21 protein-coding genes and 1 pseudogene are annotated in these 19,280 nt (G+C 50.2%); 13 read left to right on the top strand and 9 right to left on the bottom strand.

What is annotated here, in order from left to right:
- Nucleotides 1–91: 91 nt before the first annotated feature.
- The 7 genes from QNN86_RS18400 (at nucleotide 92) to QNN86_RS18370 (ending at nucleotide 8,021) form a co-directional block, all read left to right on the top strand.
- Entirely contained in the window at nucleotides 92–739 is a 648-nt protein-coding gene (locus QNN86_RS18400) for a YchE family NAAT transporter (RefSeq protein ID WP_181617108.1), read from the top strand.
- Nucleotides 740–1,511: 772 nt separating this feature from the next.
- Entirely contained in the window at nucleotides 1,512–3,143 is a 1,632-nt protein-coding gene (gene oppA / locus QNN86_RS18395) for an oligopeptide ABC transporter substrate-binding protein OppA (protein WP_414212075.1), read from the top strand.
- 121 nt (nucleotides 3,144–3,264) lie between these two features.
- Nucleotides 3,265–4,185, top strand: a complete 921-nt coding sequence (oppB, locus tag QNN86_RS18390) for an oligopeptide ABC transporter permease OppB (RefSeq protein WP_096756798.1) — start codon at nucleotides 3,265–3,267, stop codon at nucleotides 4,183–4,185.
- Between the two features lie 18 nt (nucleotides 4,186–4,203).
- Nucleotides 4,204–5,112, top strand: a complete 909-nt coding sequence (oppC, locus tag QNN86_RS18385) for an oligopeptide ABC transporter permease OppC (RefSeq protein ID WP_096756799.1) — start codon at nucleotides 4,204–4,206, stop codon at nucleotides 5,110–5,112.
- A gap of 11 nt (nucleotides 5,113–5,123) precedes the next feature.
- Entirely contained in the window at nucleotides 5,124–6,137 is a 1,014-nt protein-coding gene (gene oppD, locus QNN86_RS18380; RefSeq protein ID WP_181617107.1) for a murein tripeptide/oligopeptide ABC transporter ATP-binding protein OppD, read from the top strand.
- The gene (gene oppF / locus QNN86_RS18375; protein WP_181617106.1) at nucleotides 6,134–7,138 is read left to right on the top strand and encodes a murein tripeptide/oligopeptide ABC transporter ATP-binding protein OppF; all 1,005 of its coding nucleotides are present in this window, start codon (nucleotides 6,134–6,136) and stop codon (nucleotides 7,136–7,138) included. The genes oppD and oppF overlap by 4 nt, the downstream gene beginning before the upstream one ends.
- 46 nt (nucleotides 7,139–7,184) lie before the next feature.
- Nucleotides 7,185–8,021, top strand: a complete 837-nt coding sequence (locus QNN86_RS18370) for an ion transporter (protein ID WP_181617105.1) — start codon at nucleotides 7,185–7,187, stop codon at nucleotides 8,019–8,021.
- Nucleotides 8,022–8,056: 35 nt separating this feature from the next.
- Here the strand turns inward: QNN86_RS18370 and QNN86_RS18365 are convergent, their stop codons facing one another.
- Together QNN86_RS18365 and cls are read right to left on the bottom strand one after the other, a co-directional pair.
- Nucleotides 8,057–8,386: an HI1450 family dsDNA-mimic protein gene (locus tag QNN86_RS18365; RefSeq protein ID WP_096756803.1), complete on the bottom strand. Its 330-nt coding sequence runs from the start codon at nucleotides 8,384–8,386 to the stop codon at nucleotides 8,057–8,059.
- Nucleotides 8,387–8,420: 34 nt separating this feature from the next.
- Nucleotides 8,421–9,881, bottom strand: coding sequence for a cardiolipin synthase (gene cls / locus QNN86_RS18360; protein ID WP_096756804.1), 1,461 nt, complete (start codon nucleotides 9,879–9,881; stop codon nucleotides 8,421–8,423).
- Nucleotides 9,882–10,024: 143 nt separating this feature from the next.
- Between cls and QNN86_RS18355 the strand changes: the two genes are divergently transcribed.
- Both QNN86_RS18355 and QNN86_RS18350 read left to right on the top strand, forming a co-directional pair.
- Nucleotides 10,025–10,198 (top strand): YciY family protein, encoded by a 174-nt coding sequence (locus QNN86_RS18355; RefSeq protein ID WP_096756805.1) that lies wholly within the window; start codon nucleotides 10,025–10,027, stop codon nucleotides 10,196–10,198.
- Between the two features lie 208 nt (nucleotides 10,199–10,406).
- Complete coding sequence (locus tag QNN86_RS18350) at nucleotides 10,407–10,568, top strand: hypothetical protein (protein WP_164496617.1); 162 nt, start codon at nucleotides 10,407–10,409, stop codon at nucleotides 10,566–10,568.
- Between the two features lie 445 nt (nucleotides 10,569–11,013).
- On the opposite strand, the gene QNN86_RS18345 is transcribed toward QNN86_RS18350, so the two are convergent.
- A complete protein-coding gene (locus QNN86_RS18345; protein WP_181617071.1) occupies nucleotides 11,014–11,310 on the bottom strand; it encodes a YciI family protein in 297 nt (98 codons plus the stop codon).
- A 224-nt stretch (nucleotides 11,311–11,534) separates the two neighbouring features.
- Between QNN86_RS18345 and tonB the strand changes: the two genes are divergently transcribed.
- A complete protein-coding gene (gene tonB / locus QNN86_RS18340) occupies nucleotides 11,535–12,251 on the top strand; it encodes a TonB system transport protein TonB (protein WP_414212142.1) in 717 nt (238 codons plus the stop codon).
- 80 nt (nucleotides 12,252–12,331) lie between these two features.
- Here tonB and yciA read toward each other — a convergent pair whose 3' ends face one another.
- The 4 genes and pseudogenes from yciA to QNN86_RS18320 form a co-directional block, all read right to left on the bottom strand.
- Nucleotides 12,332–12,733, bottom strand: a complete 402-nt coding sequence (gene yciA / locus QNN86_RS18335; RefSeq protein WP_181617070.1) for an acyl-CoA thioester hydrolase YciA — start codon at nucleotides 12,731–12,733, stop codon at nucleotides 12,332–12,334.
- 155 nt (nucleotides 12,734–12,888) lie between these two features.
- Nucleotides 12,889–13,428 (bottom strand): septation protein A, encoded by a 540-nt coding sequence (locus QNN86_RS18330; RefSeq protein ID WP_115258309.1) that lies wholly within the window; start codon nucleotides 13,426–13,428, stop codon nucleotides 12,889–12,891.
- Between the two features lie 55 nt (nucleotides 13,429–13,483).
- On the bottom strand, nucleotides 13,484–14,227 hold the full coding sequence (locus QNN86_RS18325) for a YciC family protein (RefSeq protein ID WP_181617069.1): 744 nt from the start codon (nucleotides 14,225–14,227) through the stop codon (nucleotides 13,484–13,486).
- 28 nt (nucleotides 14,228–14,255) lie between these two features.
- Nucleotides 14,256–14,342 (bottom strand): annotated as a pseudogene (locus QNN86_RS18320) (YkgJ family cysteine cluster protein); the annotation flags it as partial.
- 281 nt (nucleotides 14,343–14,623) lie between these two features.
- Here QNN86_RS18320 and ompW point away from each other — a divergent pair.
- The 3 genes from ompW (at nucleotide 14,624) to QNN86_RS18305 (ending at nucleotide 17,242) form a co-directional block, all read left to right on the top strand.
- Nucleotides 14,624–15,262: an outer membrane protein OmpW gene (ompW, locus tag QNN86_RS18315; protein WP_096756809.1), complete on the top strand. Its 639-nt coding sequence runs from the start codon at nucleotides 14,624–14,626 to the stop codon at nucleotides 15,260–15,262.
- Between the two features lie 131 nt (nucleotides 15,263–15,393).
- The gene (locus tag QNN86_RS18310; RefSeq protein WP_181619485.1) at nucleotides 15,394–15,669 is read left to right on the top strand and encodes a hypothetical protein; all 276 of its coding nucleotides are present in this window, start codon (nucleotides 15,394–15,396) and stop codon (nucleotides 15,667–15,669) included.
- Nucleotides 15,670–15,769: 100 nt separating this feature from the next.
- Nucleotides 15,770–17,242 (top strand): GGDEF domain-containing protein, encoded by a 1,473-nt coding sequence (locus QNN86_RS18305; protein WP_181617068.1) that lies wholly within the window; start codon nucleotides 15,770–15,772, stop codon nucleotides 17,240–17,242.
- A 33-nt stretch (nucleotides 17,243–17,275) separates the two neighbouring features.
- Here QNN86_RS18305 and trpA read toward each other — a convergent pair whose 3' ends face one another.
- The gene (gene trpA, locus QNN86_RS18300; protein WP_414212069.1) at nucleotides 17,276–18,082 is read right to left on the bottom strand and encodes a tryptophan synthase subunit alpha; all 807 of its coding nucleotides are present in this window, start codon (nucleotides 18,080–18,082) and stop codon (nucleotides 17,276–17,278) included.
- On the bottom strand, nucleotides 18,082–19,275 hold the full coding sequence (gene trpB, locus QNN86_RS18295) for a tryptophan synthase subunit beta (protein WP_181819416.1): 1,194 nt from the start codon (nucleotides 19,273–19,275) through the stop codon (nucleotides 18,082–18,084). The genes trpA and trpB overlap by 1 nt, the downstream gene beginning before the upstream one ends.
- Nucleotides 19,276–19,280 lie beyond the last annotated feature (5 nt).

Raw genomic sequence — 19,280 nt, 5'->3', positions numbered from 1 at the left:
GGTGAAGAATGCTGCCAAAAGGCGTATCTTCAGCGCGGTTTTTAACATTTTTTATGACTCATTTTATCCGGCTAACGCTTCGGAGCTAACCGTGATCCAAACGCTATTTGATTTTCCTCTCTATTTTAAATTTTTCATTGGGTTATTTGCGTTGGTTAACCCTGTCGGGATCATCCCGGTCTTTATCAGTATGACCAGCTACCAGACCGCTGCGGCGCGCAATAAAACCAACCTGACGGCAAACCTGTCGGTGGCGATTATTTTATGGACCTCATTGTTCCTTGGTGATGGGATCCTGCAACTCTTCGGCATCTCGATTGATTCGTTCAGAATTGCCGGTGGGATCCTGGTGGTGACTATTGCGATGTCGATGATCAGCGGGAAACTCGGAGAGGATAAACAAAACAAACAGGAAAAATCAGAGACTGCCATACGCGAGAATGTCGGTGTTGTTCCGCTGGCGTTGCCGTTGATGGCGGGGCCAGGGGCGATAAGCTCAACCATCGTCTGGGGAACTCGCTATCACAGTGCGTTAAACCTGTTCGGGTTCTTTGTGGCGATTGCGCTGTTTGCCTTATGCTGTTGGGGGCTGTTTCGTATGGCTCCCTGGTTGGTCCGTTTACTGGGGCAAACGGGCATTAACGTTATTACGCGTATTATGGGCTTACTGCTGATGGCGTTGGGGATTGAATTCATCGTCACCGGCATCAAATCTATTTTCCCGGGCTTACTGGCCTGACGGGACTGTTTTCAGTAAACGGAGCTGGCCCTCAGCTCCGTTCTTTTCATTATCAGTAAAACTTCTCACTAAAGTTGAAAATCAGCGTTGAAATTGTAAAACATGCCGATCGCCCATCCATCTATTACGCATTGATTTAAAAGATAATAAATTTTAAGGCTACGTCCCTGAACTGGGGGTTTACTGTTATTTTGCTCACATCATACTCTGGGGCTTGCTGAAGGATTATCGAAATGTTATTAGTTATTTCAGCACCAATTTTAGATGAATGTGCTAATTAATAACCAATTGTTAATTTTATGTAAAATGTATCGGCGTGTTGATACCGGACAGGGTAATCAACCCTTTGCAGGGTTTAAATCGTTATATTTCATAATGTTGCTATTAGAATCTCTCTTTTTGAGGTCCGTTGTTGTGCGATTTTTTTTCGATAAAAGAGAATTGGTTAACAAATCTGTAAAATGTATTGGCGGTTAAGAAAGGCATTTGATACTTTCCGACCAGGTATTTTGCAGAAGATTTCACGTTGATGAGAATTGTTTTCAGTTAGTTTCTCGCAACAAAGTAACCGCGTGTTTCCGGCAGGGGAAGCACGGTGATAATCGACGCAAGGCGGTCGTTCGAACCGCCAGAATAAATAAAGTCGGTGATAGCAGGCAGTAAAACAATAAATCACCTGACGGCAGAAAATCTCCGGTGCCGTACAGGGATCCGTACAGGATTAACAGTCTGGTTAAAAAACCAGCCATAATAATGAGGGAGTACAAACACAATGACTAACATCACTAAGAAAAGTTTAGTAGCGGCGGGGATTCTATCTGCGCTTATCGCAGGAAATGTTGCCACGGCGGCAGAAGTACCTGCCGGTGTTCAACTTGCTGAGAAGCAAACGCTGGTACGCAATAATGGTTCGGAAGTTCAGTCTCTCGATCCGCACAAGATCGAGGGTGTGCCAGAATCCAACATTAACCGTGACCTGTTTGAAGGTTTATTAATCAGCGACGTTGATGGCAAGCCATCACCGGGCGTGGCGGAAAAATGGGAAAATAAAGATTTTAAAGTCTGGACGTTCCATCTGCGTAAAGACGCGAAATGGTCCGATGGCTCGCCCGTGACCGCGCAAGATTTTGTGTATAGCTGGCAACGTTTGGCGAATCCTAATACCGCTTCACCATACTCCAGCTATTTACAGTATGGGCACATCGTTAATATTGACGACATTATCACCGGTAAAAAACCGGTCACCGATCTCGGTGTAAAAGCCATTGATGACCATACTTTTGAAGTTACCCTCAGTGAACCTGTTCCGTATTTCTACAAACTGCTTGTTCACTCATCCGTTTCCCCGGTGCCTAAAGCCGTGGTGGAAAAATTTGGTGATAAATGGACCCAGCCTGCGAACATCGTTTCTAACGGCTCCTATAAATTAAAAGATTGGGTCGTCAACGAGCGCATCGTGCTTGAGCGTAATACTAACTACTGGGATAACGCCAAAACGGTGATTAACCAGGTAACCTATCTGCCCATTTCTTCTGAAGTGACTGACGTTAACCGCTACCGCAGTGGTGAAATCGACATGACCTACAACAACATGCCGATTGAGTTATTCCAGAAACTGAAAAAAGAGATCCCGAACGAAGTTCACGTTGACCCGTATCTGTGTACCTACTATTACGAAATTAATAACCAGAAGCCACCGTTCAACGATGTGCGTGTACGTACCGCCCTGAAGATGGCACTGGATCGTGACATTATCGTCAACAAAGTGAAGAACCAGGGCGACCTGCCGGCGTACAGCTTCACGCCGCCGTATACCGATGGCGCAAAACTGGTTGAGCCAGAGTGGTTCAAGTGGTCACAGGAAAAACGTAACGAAGAAGCGAAAAAACTATTGGCTGAAGCGGGCTTCACCGCTGAAAAACCGCTGACCTTCGACCTGCTGTATAACACCTCCGATCTGCACAAGAAGTTGGCTATTGCAGCCGCTTCTATCTGGAAGAAAAATCTGGGTGCCAACGTTAAACTGGAAAATCAGGAGTGGAAAACCTTCCTCGATACCCGTCATCAGGGTAACTATGATGTTTCTCGTGCGGGCTGGTGTGCGGATTACAACGAACCGACCTCTTTCCTTAACATGGTGCTGTCAGACAGCTCCAACAACACTGTTCACTATAAGAGCGCGGCATTTGATAAGTTGATTGCCGATACGCTGAAAGTGACTGACGAAGCGCAGCGCAGCGAGCTGTATTCGAAAGCTGAGCAGCAGTTGGATAAAGACTCTGCGATTGTACCGGTGTATTACTACGTCAACGCCCGTTTGGTGAAACCATGGGTAGGCGGATACTCCGGTAAAGACCCGATGGATAATATCCACGTTAAAGACTTGTATATTATCAAGCATTAATGGCAAGACGTGGGGCGACCGTGGTTGCCCCACAGTGTCTTTTTCTTCGAACTATAAATACCTCTCTGGCCCCATAAATGGCTTAAAGAGGTATAAAGGCACACGCCAGAAGGTACGGGCAATGTTAAAATTCATATTACGTCGCTGTCTGGAAGCGATTCCGACGCTATTTATTCTTATTACGATCTCATTCTTTATGATGCGCCTTGCGCCGGGGAGTCCTTTCACCGGTGAGCGCGCGTTACCGCCAGAGGTCCTGGCGAATATTGAAGCGAAATACCATCTTAATGACCCTATCACTACGCAGTACTTCAGCTACCTGAAGCAACTGGCGCATGGCGATTTTGGACCTTCCTTTAAATATAAAGACTATACCGTTAACGATCTGGTTGCCTCGAGCTTCCCGGTTTCGGCGAAGCTGGGTGCAGCTGCCTTTATCCTGGCGGTACTCGTTGGCGTCAGTGCTGGCGTCATTGCTGCGTTGAAGCAAAATACGCGCTGGGATTATACGGTGATGGGGGTGGCGATGACCGGAGTGGTTATCCCAAGCTTTGTGGTGGCCCCCTTGTTAGTGATGATATTTGCAATAACGCTGAAATGGTTGCCCGGTGGCGGCTGGAACGGCGGGGCGCTGAAATTTATGATCTTGCCGATGGTGGCGTTGTCGCTGGCTTATATCGCCAGTATCGCCCGTATCACCCGTGGGTCGATGATTGAAGTGCTGCACTCCAACTTTATTCGTACCGCACGGGCGAAAGGTCTGCCAATGCGGCGGATTATTTTCCGTCACGCGTTAAAGCCCGCTTTGCTGCCGGTGTTGTCCTATATGGGCCCGGCGTTCGTCGGCATTATCACTGGTTCGATGGTGATTGAAACTATCTATGGTTTGCCGGGTATTGGACAACTGTTCGTTAACGGCGCACTCAATCGCGACTACTCGCTGGTATTGAGCCTGACCATTCTGGTCGGTGCACTGACAATTGTATTTAATGCGATTGTTGATGTGCTGTATGCCGTCATCGACCCGAAAATCCGTTACTGATACTGGAGCTCGCTATCTATGATGTTAAGTAAGAAAAACAGCGAGACGCTGGAGAATTTCAGTGAAAAGCTGGAAGTCGAAGGCCGCAGTCTGTGGCAGGATGCGCGTCGACGCTTTATGCATAACCGCGCGGCGGTAGCCAGTCTGGTTGTGCTGGTGATTATCGCGCTGTTTGTGACCCTTGCGCCGATGCTATCGCAATTTACCTACTTCGATACCGACTGGGGAATGATGTCCAGCGCGCCGGACAGTGAGTCCGGCCACTACTTCGGTACCGATTCCTCGGGGCGTGATCTGCTGGTACGCGTGGCGATTGGTGGACGTATTTCACTGATGGTTGGGATTGCTGCGGCGCTGGTGGCGGTGATTGTCGGCACGTTGTACGGATCTCTGTCAGGTTATCTGGGCGGCAAAATTGACTCCGTGATGATGCGTCTGCTGGAAATCCTCAACTCCTTCCCGTTCATGTTCTTCGTCATTCTGCTGGTGACCTTTTTTGGGCAAAACATCCTGCTTATCTTTGTGGCGATCGGTATGGTCTCCTGGCTGGATATGGCTCGTATTGTGCGCGGACAGACGCTGAGTCTGAAGCGCAAAGAGTTTATTGAGGCAGCGCAGGTGGGTGGGGTTTCGACCGTGCGCATTGTTATTCGTCATATTGTTCCGAACGTGCTGGGCGTGGTGGTGGTGTACGCATCGCTTCTGGTACCGAGCATGATCCTGTTCGAATCCTTCCTGAGCTTCCTTGGCCTAGGGACCCAGGAGCCGTTAAGCAGTTGGGGGGCGTTGTTAAGCGATGGCGCAAACTCAATGGAAGTCTCGCCGTGGTTGCTGCTGTTTCCGGCAGGTTTCCTGGTGGTGACGTTGTTCTGTTTCAACTTTATTGGCGATGGCCTGCGTGATGCCCTCGACCCGAAAGACCGTTAAGGAGTGCAGCCATGAGCGTAATTGAAACCTCAACCGCGCCGCTCGCGCAACAACAGGCTAACGCACTGCTGAACGTTAAAGATCTGCGCGTGACGTTTGCCACCCCTGATGGGGATGTCACTGCGGTAAACGATCTGAACTTTTCGCTGCGTGCTGGAGAAACGCTGGGTATTGTCGGTGAATCTGGATCGGGGAAATCGCAAACCGCGTTCGCCCTGATGGGACTGCTGGCGGCGAATGGTCGCATCGGCGGTTCTGCGACGTTCAGTGGACGTGAAATTTTGAATTTACCGGAACGTGAACTGAACAAACTGCGCGCCGAACAAATTTCAATGATCTTCCAGGACCCTATGACCTCCCTGAATCCGTATATGCGGGTTGGGGAACAGCTAATGGAAGTCTTGATGCTACATAAAGGCATGAGCAAAGCGGAGGCGTTTGAAGAATCCGTCAGAATGCTGGATGCGGTCAAAATGCCGGAAGCGCGCAAGCGTATGAAGATGTATCCACATGAATTTTCAGGCGGGATGCGCCAGCGTGTGATGATCGCCATGGCGCTGCTGTGTCGGCCAAAGTTACTGATCGCCGATGAGCCGACAACCGCGCTCGATGTCACGGTTCAGGCGCAAATTATGACGCTGCTGAATGAACTGAAGAGCGAATTCAATACCGCGATTATCATGATCACCCACGATCTTGGCGTCGTCGCCGGGATCTGTGACAAGGTTCTGGTGATGTATGCCGGGCGCACCATGGAATATGGTAGCGCGCGCGATGTCTTTTATAAACCCGTTCATCCGTATTCAATTGGTTTGCTTAACGCGGTGCCGCGTCTGGATGCAGAAGGCGAAGAAATGCTGACCATCCCGGGTAACCCGCCAAACCTGCTGCGTTTGCCAAAAGGATGTCCGTTCCAGCCTCGTTGTCCGCATGCGATGGAAATTTGTAGCAGCGCTCCGCCGCTGGAAGAGTTTAGCCCAGGCCGCCTGCGCGCCTGCTTTAAACCGGTGGAGGAACTGGTATGACAACGGCAACTGAACAACGAAAAGTGCTCCTTGAGATAGCCGATCTTAAGGTCCATTTCGATATCAAAGACGGCAAGCAGTGGTTCTGGCAACCCTCACAAACACTGAAAGCCGTTGATGGCGTGACCCTGCGACTGTACGAAGGTGAAACGTTAGGGGTGGTGGGCGAGTCAGGCTGCGGTAAGTCTACCTTTGCCCGCGCCATTATTGGTCTGGTGAAAGCCACCGACGGCAAAGTGGCCTGGCTGGGTAAAGATCTGCTGGGCATGAAACCCGATGAGTGGCGCGCGGTGCGCAGCGATATTCAGATGATTTTCCAGGATCCGCTGGCCTCATTAAACCCGCGTATGACCATTGGTGAAATTATCGCAGAACCGCTGCGCACTTATCATCCCAGCCTGTCAGGGCAGGAAGTGCGCGATCGCGTGAAGGCCATGATGATGAAGGTAGGGCTGTTGCCAAACCTGATCAACCGTTATCCGCACGAATTTTCAGGCGGGCAGTGTCAGCGTATCGGGATTGCTCGCGCGTTGATCCTCGAGCCGAAGTTGATTATTTGCGATGAGCCGGTTTCCGCGCTGGACGTGTCAATTCAGGCACAGGTAGTGAACCTGTTACAACAATTACAGCGTGAAATGGGATTATCGTTAATCTTTATTGCCCATGACCTGGCGGTGGTTAAACATATCTCCGATCGCGTGCTGGTGATGTATCTGGGGCATGCGGTGGAACTGGGCACTTACGACGAGGTGTACCATAATCCGCTGCATCCTTATACCAAAGCGCTGATGTCGGCAGTACCTATCCCCGATCCCGATCAGGAGAGGAATAAAACCATCCAACTGTTGGAAGGCGAATTACCGTCACCGATCAATCCGCCGTCTGGTTGTGTGTTCCGTACCCGTTGTCCGATTGCCGGACCGGAATGTGCAAAAACGCGACCGGTTCTGGAAGGAAGTTTCCGCCACGCTGTTTCCTGCCTGAAAGTAGACCCGCTATAATCGTGAGGGCTGACACAGGTCAGCCCTTCTTATAGGTGAGGTGAATGTGTCTGGCTTTGTGTCCTCTGTCCGCCGCGCTGTCTATCGTAAATTATTCGATTTAAACACGCGCTCAGGTCGTCGTTTTGAAGGTCTGTGCGCGCTGTTTGCGTTGCTGAGTGTCATTGTTATCTTCGTCGAGTCGGGCGTCGGGACGCAGTATCATTTAACGTATGATGAATGGCGTTCTTTTGTCTGGCTGGAGATCTTTATTACGCTGGTCTTCACCGCCGAATATTTACTGCGATTATGCTGTTGGGCCAATCCGGCAAAATATGTGTTTAGTTTTTGGGGCTTCATTGATTTGGCCACCATTCTGCCGCTGTATGTGATGTGGTTATGGCCAGAAATGAGTCTGAACTATGTATTTGCCTGGCGAGCGATGCGGGCGATTCGTGTACTGCGGATCCTCAAGTTGCTGCGCTTTATGCCTTCGTTGATGGTGTTTTGGGGAGCCATAAAAAGTGCACGTCACCAGTTGATTCTGTTCTATTCGTTTATCGCCATTTTAATGATTATTTTCGGCGCGCTGATGTATCTCATTGAAGGGCCGAAGTATGGATTTGATACGCTGAATGCGTCGGTGTACTGGGCCATTGTGACGGTAACGACGGTTGGATATGGGGATATCGCGCCGCACACGCCGTTAGGGCGTATGGTGGCGTCGGTGCTTATCCTGATCGGTTATTCAGTAATTGCAATACCCACGGGCTTGATTACTACGCACATGAGCAGCGCGTTTCAGCATCGGCAGAATCAGCGTCAATGCCCTCAGTGTCAGCAGCACCAGCACGAGCACAGCGCGCAATTTTGTAACCGCTGTGGAACTAAGCTTCCGAATTAAATAAAAAAAGCTGCCTGGGCAGCTTTTCTTTTGACTCATTCGCGCCAGAGAATATGGCAGAGCTTGTGATCTTTTTCACGACATAACAAAACGCGTGCGAAAATATCGTTAATCTCTCCATCTTCTGAGTCGGCCAGACCAATCACCACCTCGGCAAAAAAGTCAGGGTTCAGGTCAAAGTCGACGTGCTCCTGCCAGTCTTCTGCCGGGTCAAATAACTCTGCGCCGCCGCGTTCTTCAAACTGTAAATTGAACAAAAGAACGTCAGCGGGGTCGAGATTGTCAGTCGCCAGTTCGAGAAAAATGTCATAAGCCTGCTCAAGCGTTTCGTCTTCAGTCAGGCGATTGTTTAAATCCATATCCATAATGACTACCTGTTTACCGTCTCTTGGCCACGTTTTACAGCAACGGGCTAAAGAAGTAAAACAGTCGCTCGGTGATCCGTTGCCAGAGTGGCCTTTTTAACCACAACCGCGCATCAAGCAGGCGAGAACGGGAGATATAATCGTCCTGCACTGCCGCGAGATCGGCACCAAATCCGGCGTCGTCAATCACCAGCGTGATCTCAAAATTCAGCCACAAGCTGCGCATATCCAGGTTTACGGTACCCACCAGACTCAGCTCACCATCGACCAGCACGCTCTTGGTGTGCAATAGACCCCCTTCAAACTGGTAAATTTTCACGCCAGCCGCCAGCAGTTCGGTGAAAAAGGCCCGACTTGCCCAGCCAACCAGCATAGAGTCATTTTTGCGGGGAAGAATAATGCTCACATCCACCCCACGCTGCGCCGCCGTACAGATGGCATGCAGCAGATCGTCGCTGGGGACGAAGTAGGGCGTGGTCATGATTAAATATTCACGCGCAGAGTATGCCGCGGTCAGCAACGCCTGATGGATCAAATCCTCAGGAAAACCCGGGCCGGAGGCTATGGTATGAATGGTGTGCCCGCTGGCCTGCTCAAATGGCATGATATTGGCATCCGGTGGCGGCGGTAAAATGCGCTTACCGGTCTCAATCTCCCAGTCACAGGAATAGACAATCCCCATCGCGGTGGCGACCGGACCTTCCATTCTTGCCATCAGATCAACCCATTGCCCGACGCCGGCATCCTGTTTAAAGAAACGCGGGTCAACCATGTTCATACTGCCGGTGTAAGCAATATAATTGTCGATCATTATCATCTTACGGTGCTGGCGCAGGTCCATGCGGCGTAAGAAGACACGCATCAAGTTAACCTTCAGTGCCTCAACGACTTCAATACCTGCATTACGCATCATCGCGGCCCACGGGCTGCGGAAGAACGCCACGCTGCCTGCAGAGTCCAGCATCAAGCGACAGTGAATACCGCGTCGTGCCGCGGCCATTAATGATTCTGCGACCTGATCGGCCATGCCGCCGGGTTGCCAGATATAAAACACCATCTCAATGTTATGCCGCGCCAGTTGAATGTCGCGGATCAACGCCTGCATCACGTCATCGGAACTGGTGAGCAACTGAAGCTGGTTTCCTTTAACACCGCCGATACCCTGGCGACGTTCGCACAGCTTAAATAAAGACGAGGCGACGCTGCTGTTCTCCTGAGCAAAAATATGGTTACAGGCTTTTAGGTCGTTGAGCCACTTGGCCGTTGAAGGCCACATCGCTCTGGCGCGTTCGGCGCGACGCTTGCCCAAATGAAGTTCACCAAAGGACAGATATGCAATGATCCCGACCAATGGCAGTATATAGATGATCAAAAGCCAGGCCATTGCGGAGGGCACTGCGCGCCGTTTCATCAGAATGCGTAATGTTACGCCAGCGATGAGTACCCAGTATCCCAGAATGACCAGCCAACTCACCACGGTGTAGAAGGTTGTCATAAATTTAAAAATCCTTTTGAAAGCGTATTGTTAAGAGTTTACGCATCAGGATTCATCTGGCAAATAAAAACACGGGAAAACTGCTGGTCTGCATTCGGTCAGGCGGTATAATGTCACGCTCTGTGACGGTAAGAGTGGTTAACATGAAGCGTAGTAGAACGGAAGTGGGGCGCTGGCGGATGCAGCGTCAGGCCAGTCGCCGTAAAGCGCGTTGGCTTGAAGGACAATCGCGCCGCAATATGCGCATCCATACCATCAGAAAGTGCATTCTCAACCATCAACGTAACTCGTTGTTGTTTGCAATCCACAGCGTCTGATCAAAAAAGGGCATCGCTGGCGGTGCCCAATGACCACAGCACAACCCGCCATCTTTTATCCTCCCGGTTAATATTCTGCGTTATTCAATCAGCCCCCTTATTTATTGATTGCTCGTATCGGATATGTTTGTAACAATGCGCCGGTAATAACTAATTATATAAATTTTCACCAATATTTTTGATCGGTAATTGAAAAAATGGAGTTTAGATGAAGTATTTAATGGCGCTCATGCTGAGTGTGACGTTGTCTGGTTGCACGGCAAGCGACTGGATTGATGCTGCCGGTGGCATCATGCAGGCAACAGATAAAAATCAAAAAGACGCCAGGACTAAGCGAATCAATGCGGCTAATAAAGCTGCTGGATATTAAAGACTCAGTGAGTTAATGCCACTTCTGATGGCGTAATGCAGAAGTGGCATTGGGTGTCTCAGATGGGTGTGGTGATGTATCTTGTTGTTTTAAAAGTGATAATTTAGTGAGTTGAAATTTTATTGAGCTTGGTGTATCACTTTTCAGAAGTGAAATACATAATAAATTGATAATGATAAATAGCAATTTAATAGGAAGTCGACAGCATTCCTCTACCTTATTATACGTCTATCGAAAAGACCGTCATTATTCATGAAAAGATTCCCTGGATAACATTTTTCCAGATGCTTTAGTTTTCTAACCACTAAGTGTTATATGCCATGGTGAGTATTGAGATAGCAATAATACAGGTGCATTGAATATTATCTATTCAGATGCACCCTTGTGAATATTATAAGCGGGTAGATAATCACTCTGCTTATTAATGTTAGTATGACGTTGTTGCTTAAAATACTTTCTTATACGGTTTTACTGAAACTTTCGCATAAACGCCTGCCGCTACATACGGGTCAGCTTCAGCCCATGCTTGTGCAGCTTCGAGTGATTCAAATTCGGCAATGACGGTTGAGCCGGTAAATCCGGCCGCACCCGGGTCGTTGCTATCAACGGCGGGCATAGGACCTGCGGTCAACAGGCGACCTTCGTCATGGAGAAGTTGCAGACGTGCCAGATGTGCCGGGCGCACGGAAAGGCGTTTTTCGAGAGAGTCAGCGATATCTTGAGCATAAATAACGTACAGCACAGGAAGAGCTCCTTGATCGGTAAAAGTCGTTAATTACGTTATTGGAAAGGCTTAACAACTGCAACGGAAAGATAACGGATTTGTTAAGCCCCTACTTTAGAAGTGGGTTATTATCATAAAATCGCGTTTTAAATGCCGCTTACCGTCATGGGCTTATTGAATATGATTGCTATTTGCATTTAAAATCAGGGCCTGGTTTTTTAACTGAAACGATTATGACTTCAATGACCCTTGATTTACCTCGTCGCTTTCCCTGGCCGACGTTACTTTCTGTCGGCGTTCATGGTGCTGTAGTGGCAGGGCTGCTGTATACCTCGGTACATCAGGTTATTGAACTGCCTGCGCCCGCGCAGCCGATTTCTATCACGATGGTCGCGCCAGCTGACCTCGAACCGCCGCAGGTTGTTCAGCCGCCTCCGGAGCCCGTCGTCGAGCCAGAACCGGAACCCGAACCGATTCCTGAACCGCCAAAGGAGGCACCGGTCGTTATTGAGAAACCGAAGCCAAAGCCAAAACCGAAGCCAAAACCGGTGAAAAAGGTGCAAGAACAGCCGAAACGTGACGTTAAACCGGTTGAATCACGCCCGGCTGCGCCAGTTGAAAACACCGCGCCTGCGCGCCCGACCACCAGTACCGCCCCGGCCACCAGTAAACCAGCCGTCAGTGTGCCAGCTGACCCGCGTGCGCTGAGTCGTAATCAGCCACAGTATCCGGCACGTGCGCAGGCGCTGCGTATTGAAGGTCGCGTAAAAGTGAAATTTGACGTGACGTCAGATGGCCGGGTTGAGAATGTGGAGGTGCTTTCCGCACAGCCTGCCAATATGTTTGAGCGTGAAGTGAAGAATGCGATGCGCAGATGGCGCTACGAGGCGGGCAAACCCGGCTCCGGACTGGTGGTGAATATTGTCTTCCGTCTGAACGGTACTGCACAGATCGAGTAAGAAGTCGGCCGGATGAGACACTACACCCTCATCCGGCAATCAGCATTACGTTGGTTTGATTGCGACGTTAACGTGTCGTATCAGACAGAGGCGGGGATCGGACGGGGTTTCCCGTCTTTATCCACGGCCACGTAGATAAACAACGCTTCGGTGGCTTTGTAACGCTGCCCAATTGGCTCAGATGCCACTTTCTTAACCCAGACTTCAATATTGATGCTGATGGACGTGGTACCGCGCTTTACACAGCGCGCATAGCAACAGACCACATCACCGACGGCAACCGGGCGTAAAAAACTCATTCCTTCCACTCGCACCGTGACCACACGACCGTGCGCGATTTCCTTGGCCTGAATAGCGCCACCGATATCCATTTGCGACATCAGCCAACCGCCAAAAATATCGCCGTTAGCATTGGTATCGGCTGGCATGGCCAGAGTACGTAAAACCAGCTCACCTTGAGGGGTGTTATTCGTTGTTGTCATTGTAGAACCGACTGTAGAGAAAGATTACAGGCGCGATGCTACTAGAATTTGTGGGCTGAGAACAGAGGGGAGGCGGTGTGCAACGCGGTGTTAAAGTGAGAGAAAGGTATGGTGGGTTAAAAATTCGCCAGATCCGCAGATCTGGCGAATGCACATTATGACTTATCTTCCTGCGGCAGATGACGGTAAATATATACCCCGCTCAGCAGCGTGAAGACCAACGTCAGGGCGGTTAAGCCAAACACTTTGAAGTTAACCCAGATATTTTGCGGCAGCCAAAACGCGATGTAGATATTCGCCAGACCGCACAGGATGAAAAAGACGGCCCAGGCCAGGTTCAGTTTCGACCATACCGGCTGCGGCAGCGTCAGTTCTTTACCTAACATGCGCTGAATCAGCGGTTTTTTCATCACCCACTGGCTGACCAGTAAGGCACCCGCAAACAGCCCATATATCACCGTTACCTTCCACTTAATGAATTCATCGTTGTGGAAGAAAACGGTCAGGCCGCCAAAAACAGCCACCAGAATAAAGGTGATCAACGCCATCTTCTCGACCTTGCGATAGCGAACCCAGCTGTAAATCAACACAATGGCCGTCGCGACAATCAGTGCCGAGGTCGCCGCATAGATGTCATAAAGCTTATAAAAAGCGAAAAAGACCACCAGCGGTAAAAAATCAAGAAACTGCTTCATTCTTCGATTCCGTAATCAAAAAGCATCGACCAAGAGGCCGGGATGCGTTCAGGGTTTATTGGCGAATCAGCATATACAGGCGGAACAAATAGATCAGCAAAACGGCAGAAATCATATTGCTCAGCGTATTCGCCACTACTGCGCCAACATTCGGCGTTAATACAGCAAAAGTGGGGGCGAGCAGCAACAGTGACGTTTTTGCCAGCAGCCAACCGATCACAGCGGGCGCAACCAGTCGCATATTAGACCACGCCAAACGCATACTGTTGCGCATGGCTGCAAAGACACCCATCTTATCCTGAACCATCATCACTGGCGCAAGCGACAGCAGAATGGCCAGCACAATACCGGGTACAACGACCAGCATAATCCCGATTTGCACCAGCAGGGTAGTCATAAAAATCAGAATAAACAGCTTAGGCAATACCGGTGCACTGGCGCCAATGGCCCGCAGCGCGCTGACTCGATGGCCTGCTGAAATTAACTGGATCATCAGAATAATACCGCCCGCGAGGATGGCATTGCCGATAAGTCCAGAAAATGTCGATGCCGCTGACGCACGTAGCAGGATTTGCTGCTGTTCCGGTGTCATGTTCTGCACCAGGTCGAACAGTCCCACGCTGTTGGTTATCTGATCCCCTTCACTGAGTTGCGCAATCTGCGCGTCGCTGGGGGAAAAAGCATGCCCGAACACCACTGTGATAAACGCGCACAACAGCGATACCAGCAAGATGGTAATGAATTGATTACGGAAAAAGTTTCCCGTGTCACGGTAAACGGACTTCGCCGTGATTGACATGCACTCTCCTTGAGTTTTGCAGGTGTTCATTTGCGGGCAATTGTACCCTGGATAACTCAACAGTGGCAGCATCGCGAGGTGTATGGAAAAGCATATCTTTGTAAAGCGGCGGTAATTTTTGGCTATGACTTCAGCATTATGCAACAACGCTGTTTGTTCTGTGTACACCATGGCGTCATTACATCCGTATACCATTGAAGGGAAAAATGCTCACAGGCTGGAAATATATCAAAATTGATCTGAATTAAGTTAACCAGGATTTTGAATGCAAGTTCTAACTTAATCTGGATCAATAAATGTTAAATTACAGGCGTCAATGTGATCTGTGTTAGATCATTTATTACTCCATTGTAGGTATATTCGTTCCGCTTTTATAACCATAACGATGGAGCGGACATGAAAAAATTAACAGTGGCAGCATTGGCATTAACAACTCTACTTTCCGGGAACGCATTTGCGCATGAAGCGGGAGAGTTCTTTATTCGCGCAGGTTCTGCAACCGTAAGACCGACGGAAGGTGCGGGCGGTACGCTGGGAAGTTTAGGCGGTTTTGACGTCAGCAATAACACGCAACTGGGGCTGACATTCACCTATATGGCGACCGACAATATTGGTGTCGAATTACTGGCAGCAACGCCGTTTCGTCATAAAATCGGCACCTCAACCACCGGGGATATCGCGACCGTTCACCATTTACCGCCAACGCTAATGGCGCAGTGGTACTTTGGCGACTCCAGCAGCAAGTTGCGTCCTTACGTTGGCGTCGGCGTTAACTACACCACGTTCTTCGACGAAGGATTTAACGATAACGGTAAAGAAACCGGATTATCTGACCTGAGCCTGAAAGACTCCTGGGGTGCGGCGGGACAGGTGGGGATGGACTACTTAATCAACCGCGACTGGCTGATTAACATGTCGGTCTGGTACATGGATATCGACACCACCGCGAGTTACAAACTGGCTGGCGCACAGCAGCACGACAACGTACGCCTCGATCCGTGGGTGTTTATGTTCTCTGCGGGTTATCGCTTCTAACGCTGTGATTCAAATGTGAAAAGACGGGGCAAGCGTTGTCCCGTCTTTTTGGCCCTGTTTTTCCCCTCCCGCCTCTTCACCCTTCGATCAAATGCTACTCTTTAAGCAAACCTGCTTTGAGGGCATTGATGATGGAATTGTCCCGCCAACAGCTGCAACAAAAAATTTCACTTCTGGAATCATCACCCAACGATGACATAGCAGAATTCGCCCTGTATGCTGCGCGCGCACTGCTGGCGTATATGACTCGGGTGGAGAGCCTTGAACACGCTCTGGCCGTACCGATCAAATTACCTTATTGCAGTGCCAGCCCGGTTTGCGAAATTGAAGCGGGCTATGCCGCCGGCGTCAGCGACTGCCGTGAGGCCATTCGCCTGGCGGGCTATCTGCTTGATGGTGATGATTAGTTTGCGAATTTGTTAAAAAGATATGCTTTTTATGGGTAAATCTGTAACTTAGCGCTCAAGTAACTGATTTGGCAATGCGGGTAACTATCAGGGTGGACGCGTGAAGATTGTGCAGGATAAGCTCAGAAACAGGCAGGCGTTGCTGGTATCTGGCCTCATTACACTGATATTTACATCACTGTTCCTGTTCATCATTTACGAGCAGCGTACGGCCATCGCAAGTGAAGGTATCAACCGTCTCCAAACGCGTCTCATGGACATCTTTAACGACAATGAACTTATCGCGGACGCCATCGGTGAGCGTTATCACCACACCATTAATGGTGGACGATGTGGCAGCAAGTCGCGCTTTGTGCCGCGCGAGGAGGGGGAGTGGGGAATCAACGCCGATCGAAAGCGGGTACATTCGGCATCTGGAGCCATTATCGCTAAGCAGCCCAGCCAGCAGGCCCTGTGTATGTTTACCGCCGCAGAGTTTATCCGCGGAATGGTGAATGAGCTCAATCCGGGCACTTTCGATGCGCATCGTTATATTATCGCCAAAGACGCAGATTATTTTTACTGGTTTACTCCTGCCGACTCTCACAATTTTTCTTTCGCTGACTCCGAGATGGCACTCGATATTTCCAATTTTTTCTACCCGCCGGTCGATTTTTATACCCGACTACTGCAAAAAAACGTCAAAAACAAAGCCCTTAGTTCGACCAATTTTTATACCGATAAAATCACCGGTGATAAGGCGTACAGTGTCGTGAGCTATATTTACGATCTGTCAGGCGATGATATCTCCGATCATATCGTGGCGTACCTGGTTTATGATCATTCGAAACCGGAATTGCAAGATGAGTTGGCAAACGCGTTTGAATACCAGCTTCCGCCGGGTCTTAATGTGGCATTGGTTAATTTACTCAACAACGAGAGTCTCTGTTTAGCGGGGAAATGCGCAAATCTGAACAACGCCCATGTCAGGATGTTGTCAGAAAAGTATGCGCTGCACTATTCGATCTCTTTAGGTCGTTTTATGGTACACGATGCGCATGCCGGGATTGTGATTCTTTTGGCGCCGTTCTTCTTTATTATCATTAGCTTTTCGTTGAAATCGTGGCTGAATGAAAGCGATCTCAAGGTGTATATCGATTCTCTGACCGGCTGTTTTAACCGCAGGATCCTCGACATTATTAAACGCCGGGATTTATCCCACTGTTCGGTGGTGCTTCTGGACTGTAATAAATTTAAGGCCGTCAACGACACCTGGGGCCACGCAGCAGGGGATCGCGCACTGCAAACCATTGCCAACAGAATGCTGTCTAATACCCGAACTAGTCACGATCTGGTGATTCGTACCGGCGGGGATGAGTTTATGATCCTGCTGTTTCGCTCTCAGGCAAGTGACGCTATCGCCATAGCCGAGCGTATTAGCGGGCAGGTCAATAATCACGTATTTGTGGTAGATGGGCATACTGTGCCGCTGTCGGTGTCATGGGGAATTGCGGAAGTGAACGGTGAACTGGATGCGGCTATTCAGAACGCAGATAACGCCATGTACAAAATGAAGCAGGCGAAAGAAGGATAAAACCGCCAGATTTACGCTGGCGGTTGTGGCTTGTTACTGATGCGTGGCGGCTTTCATCGCGCTGACAAAGGCCCTTAGCTCTGTCAGCATCTGTTCCGGTGCGGCGACATTTTTCTCAATAATTTTCACAATCGCCGAGCCTGAAATCGCCCCGGCAGCACCTGCTTCAATCGCCCCCGCGACCTGCTCAGGCGCTGAGATACCGAAGCCTTGCAACGACGGCGGTGCATTGTATTGTTTCAGCTTCTCGACCAGATGATGCAGCGGTAGCGCAGCACGCTTTTCGGCGCCAGTCACGCCAGCACGAGACAACAGATAGGTATAACCGCGACCATAGGACGCAATCTGGCGCAGCAGGTCGTCATCAGCGTTCGGCGGGCAGATGAAAATCGGTGCCACGTTGTGGCGCAGTGCCGCTGTCCGGAATGGCGCAGACTCCTCAACCGGCACATCGGCGACTAACACTGAATCCACGCCGACTTTTTCACACTGGGCGTAAAATTCGTCAATGCCTTTACTGAATACCAGATTGGCGTACATCAGCAGGCCAACAGGAATATTGGGATGTTTTTGACGGATCAGCGCCAGCATTTCGAAGCATTGCGACGGCGTGACGCCTGCGGCAAAAGCACGTAAGGTCGCATCCTGAATGGTCGGGCCGTCAGCCAGCGGGTCGGAGAAGGGGATCCCGAGTTCGAGCGCATCAGCTCCGGCGTCGATCAGCGTATCAATAATCTTCAGCGACTGCTCAACAGAAGGGTCGCCGAGGGTGACGAAGGGGACAAATGCACCTTCTTTGCGGTCCTTCAGCTGTGCAAACAGGTTTTCATAACGTTCCATCAGATTTCCCCTCGTGCTTTCAGAATATCGTGTACGGTGAAGATGTCTTTGTCGCCGCGACCGGAAAGGTTAACCACCAGCAGTTGCTCTTTTTCCGGATCCTCACGCATCATTTTCAACGCGTGTGCCAGGGCATGTGATGATTCCAGGGCCGGAATGATCCCTTCGTGCAGGCACAGGGTTTTAAAGGCTTCCAGCGCTTCGTCATCGGTAATCGATACGTAATCGGCACGGCCAATACTGTTCAGGTAAGCATGCTGTGGCCCGACGGACGGGAAATCCAGGCCCGCTGAAATCGAATAGGACTCTTCGATTTGCCCCTCTTCGGTTTGCATCATCGGCGATTTCATGCCGAAGTAAATCCCGACGCGACCATGCTTCAACGGCGCGCCGTGTTCACCGGATTCAATCCCGTGACCGCCCGGCTCAACGCCAATCAGCCCGACGCTGGTGTCATTAATAAAGTCAGCAAACATACCGATAGCATTCGACCCACCACCCACGCAGGCGATAACGGCATCCGGCAGACGACCTTCTTTTTCGAGGATCTGCGCTTTGGTTTCTTCGCCAATCATGCGCTGGAACTCACGCACAATGGTCGGGAAAGGATGCGGGCCAGCCGCTGTACCAAGCATATAGTGCGCAGTATCGTAGCTGCCAGACCAGTCGCGCAGCGCTTCATTACAGGCATCTTTCAGCGTGGCGGAGCCGCTGTGTACCGGGATCACCTCGGCGCCCATCAGCCGCATACGGAACACGTTGGGAGACTGGCGTTCGATATCTTTCGCACCCATATAGATGCGACACTTCAGGCCAAGCAGGGCACAGGCGAGCGCAGAAGCAACACCGTGCTGACCTGCACCGGTTTCGGCGATGATTTCCGTTTTACCCATACGTTTTGCCAGCAGCGCCTGACCCAGCACCTGGTTGGTCTTGTGCGCGCCGCCGTGCAACAAGTCTTCACGTTTCAGATACAAGGTGGTGCGAGTACCCGCGGTGATGTTCTGGCATTTGGTCAGCGCGGTAGGGCGGCCGGCATAGTTTTTCAGCAGGTCGGTAAACTGCGCCTGAAACTCAGGATCTTTCTGCGCGCTGACGAAGGCTTCTTCCAGCTGACGCAGGGCAGGCATCAGAATCTGTGGCACATACATGCCACCAAATTCACCAAAATAGGGGTTGAGTAGTGTTGTCATGTCCT

This window comes from Citrobacter sp. C348, assembly GCF_047467975.1.
Lineage (GTDB): Bacteria > Pseudomonadota > Gammaproteobacteria > Enterobacterales > Enterobacteriaceae > Citrobacter > Citrobacter gillenii.
This window is presented reverse-complemented; position numbering and strand designations above follow the sequence as displayed.

What these genes read in the sequence shown, in the direction of transcription:
- oppD (WP_181617107.1), top strand. Translation starts at nt 5,124, where the DNA reads ATGAGCGTAATTGAAACCTCAACCGCGCCGCTCGCGCAACAACAGGCT.
- QNN86_RS18350 (WP_164496617.1), top strand. Translation starts at nt 10,407, where the DNA reads ATGAAGTATTTAATGGCGCTCATGCTGAGTGTGACGTTGTCTGGTTGC.
- QNN86_RS18310 (WP_181619485.1), top strand. Translation starts at nt 15,394, where the DNA reads ATGGAATTGTCCCGCCAACAGCTGCAACAAAAAATTTCACTTCTGGAA.
- tonB (WP_414212142.1), top strand. Translation starts at nt 11,535, where the DNA reads ATGACCCTTGATTTACCTCGTCGCTTTCCCTGGCCGACGTTACTTTCT.
- QNN86_RS18355 (WP_096756805.1), top strand. Translation starts at nt 10,025, where the DNA reads ATGAAGCGTAGTAGAACGGAAGTGGGGCGCTGGCGGATGCAGCGTCAG.
- cls (WP_096756804.1), bottom strand. Translation starts at nt 9,881, where the DNA reads ATGACAACCTTCTACACCGTGGTGAGTTGGCTGGTCATTCTGGGATAC.
- oppF (WP_181617106.1), top strand. Translation starts at nt 6,134, where the DNA reads ATGACAACGGCAACTGAACAACGAAAAGTGCTCCTTGAGATAGCCGAT.
- QNN86_RS18325 (WP_181617069.1), bottom strand. Translation starts at nt 14,227, where the DNA reads ATGTCAATCACGGCGAAGTCCGTTTACCGTGACACGGGAAACTTTTTC.
- QNN86_RS18365 (WP_096756803.1), bottom strand. Translation starts at nt 8,386, where the DNA reads ATGGATATGGATTTAAACAATCGCCTGACTGAAGACGAAACGCTTGAG.
- yciA (WP_181617070.1), bottom strand. Translation starts at nt 12,733, where the DNA reads ATGACAACAACGAATAACACCCCTCAAGGTGAGCTGGTTTTACGTACT.
- trpB (WP_181819416.1), bottom strand. Translation starts at nt 19,275, where the DNA reads ATGACAACACTACTCAACCCCTATTTTGGTGAATTTGGTGGCATGTAT.
- ompW (WP_096756809.1), top strand. Translation starts at nt 14,624, where the DNA reads ATGAAAAAATTAACAGTGGCAGCATTGGCATTAACAACTCTACTTTCC.
- oppC (WP_096756799.1), top strand. Translation starts at nt 4,204, where the DNA reads ATGATGTTAAGTAAGAAAAACAGCGAGACGCTGGAGAATTTCAGTGAA.
- QNN86_RS18330 (WP_115258309.1), bottom strand. Translation starts at nt 13,428, where the DNA reads ATGAAGCAGTTTCTTGATTTTTTACCGCTGGTGGTCTTTTTCGCTTTT.
- oppB (WP_096756798.1), top strand. Translation starts at nt 3,265, where the DNA reads ATGTTAAAATTCATATTACGTCGCTGTCTGGAAGCGATTCCGACGCTA.
- oppA (WP_414212075.1), top strand. Translation starts at nt 1,512, where the DNA reads ATGACTAACATCACTAAGAAAAGTTTAGTAGCGGCGGGGATTCTATCT.
- trpA (WP_414212069.1), bottom strand. Translation starts at nt 18,082, where the DNA reads ATGGAACGTTATGAAAACCTGTTTGCACAGCTGAAGGACCGCAAAGAA.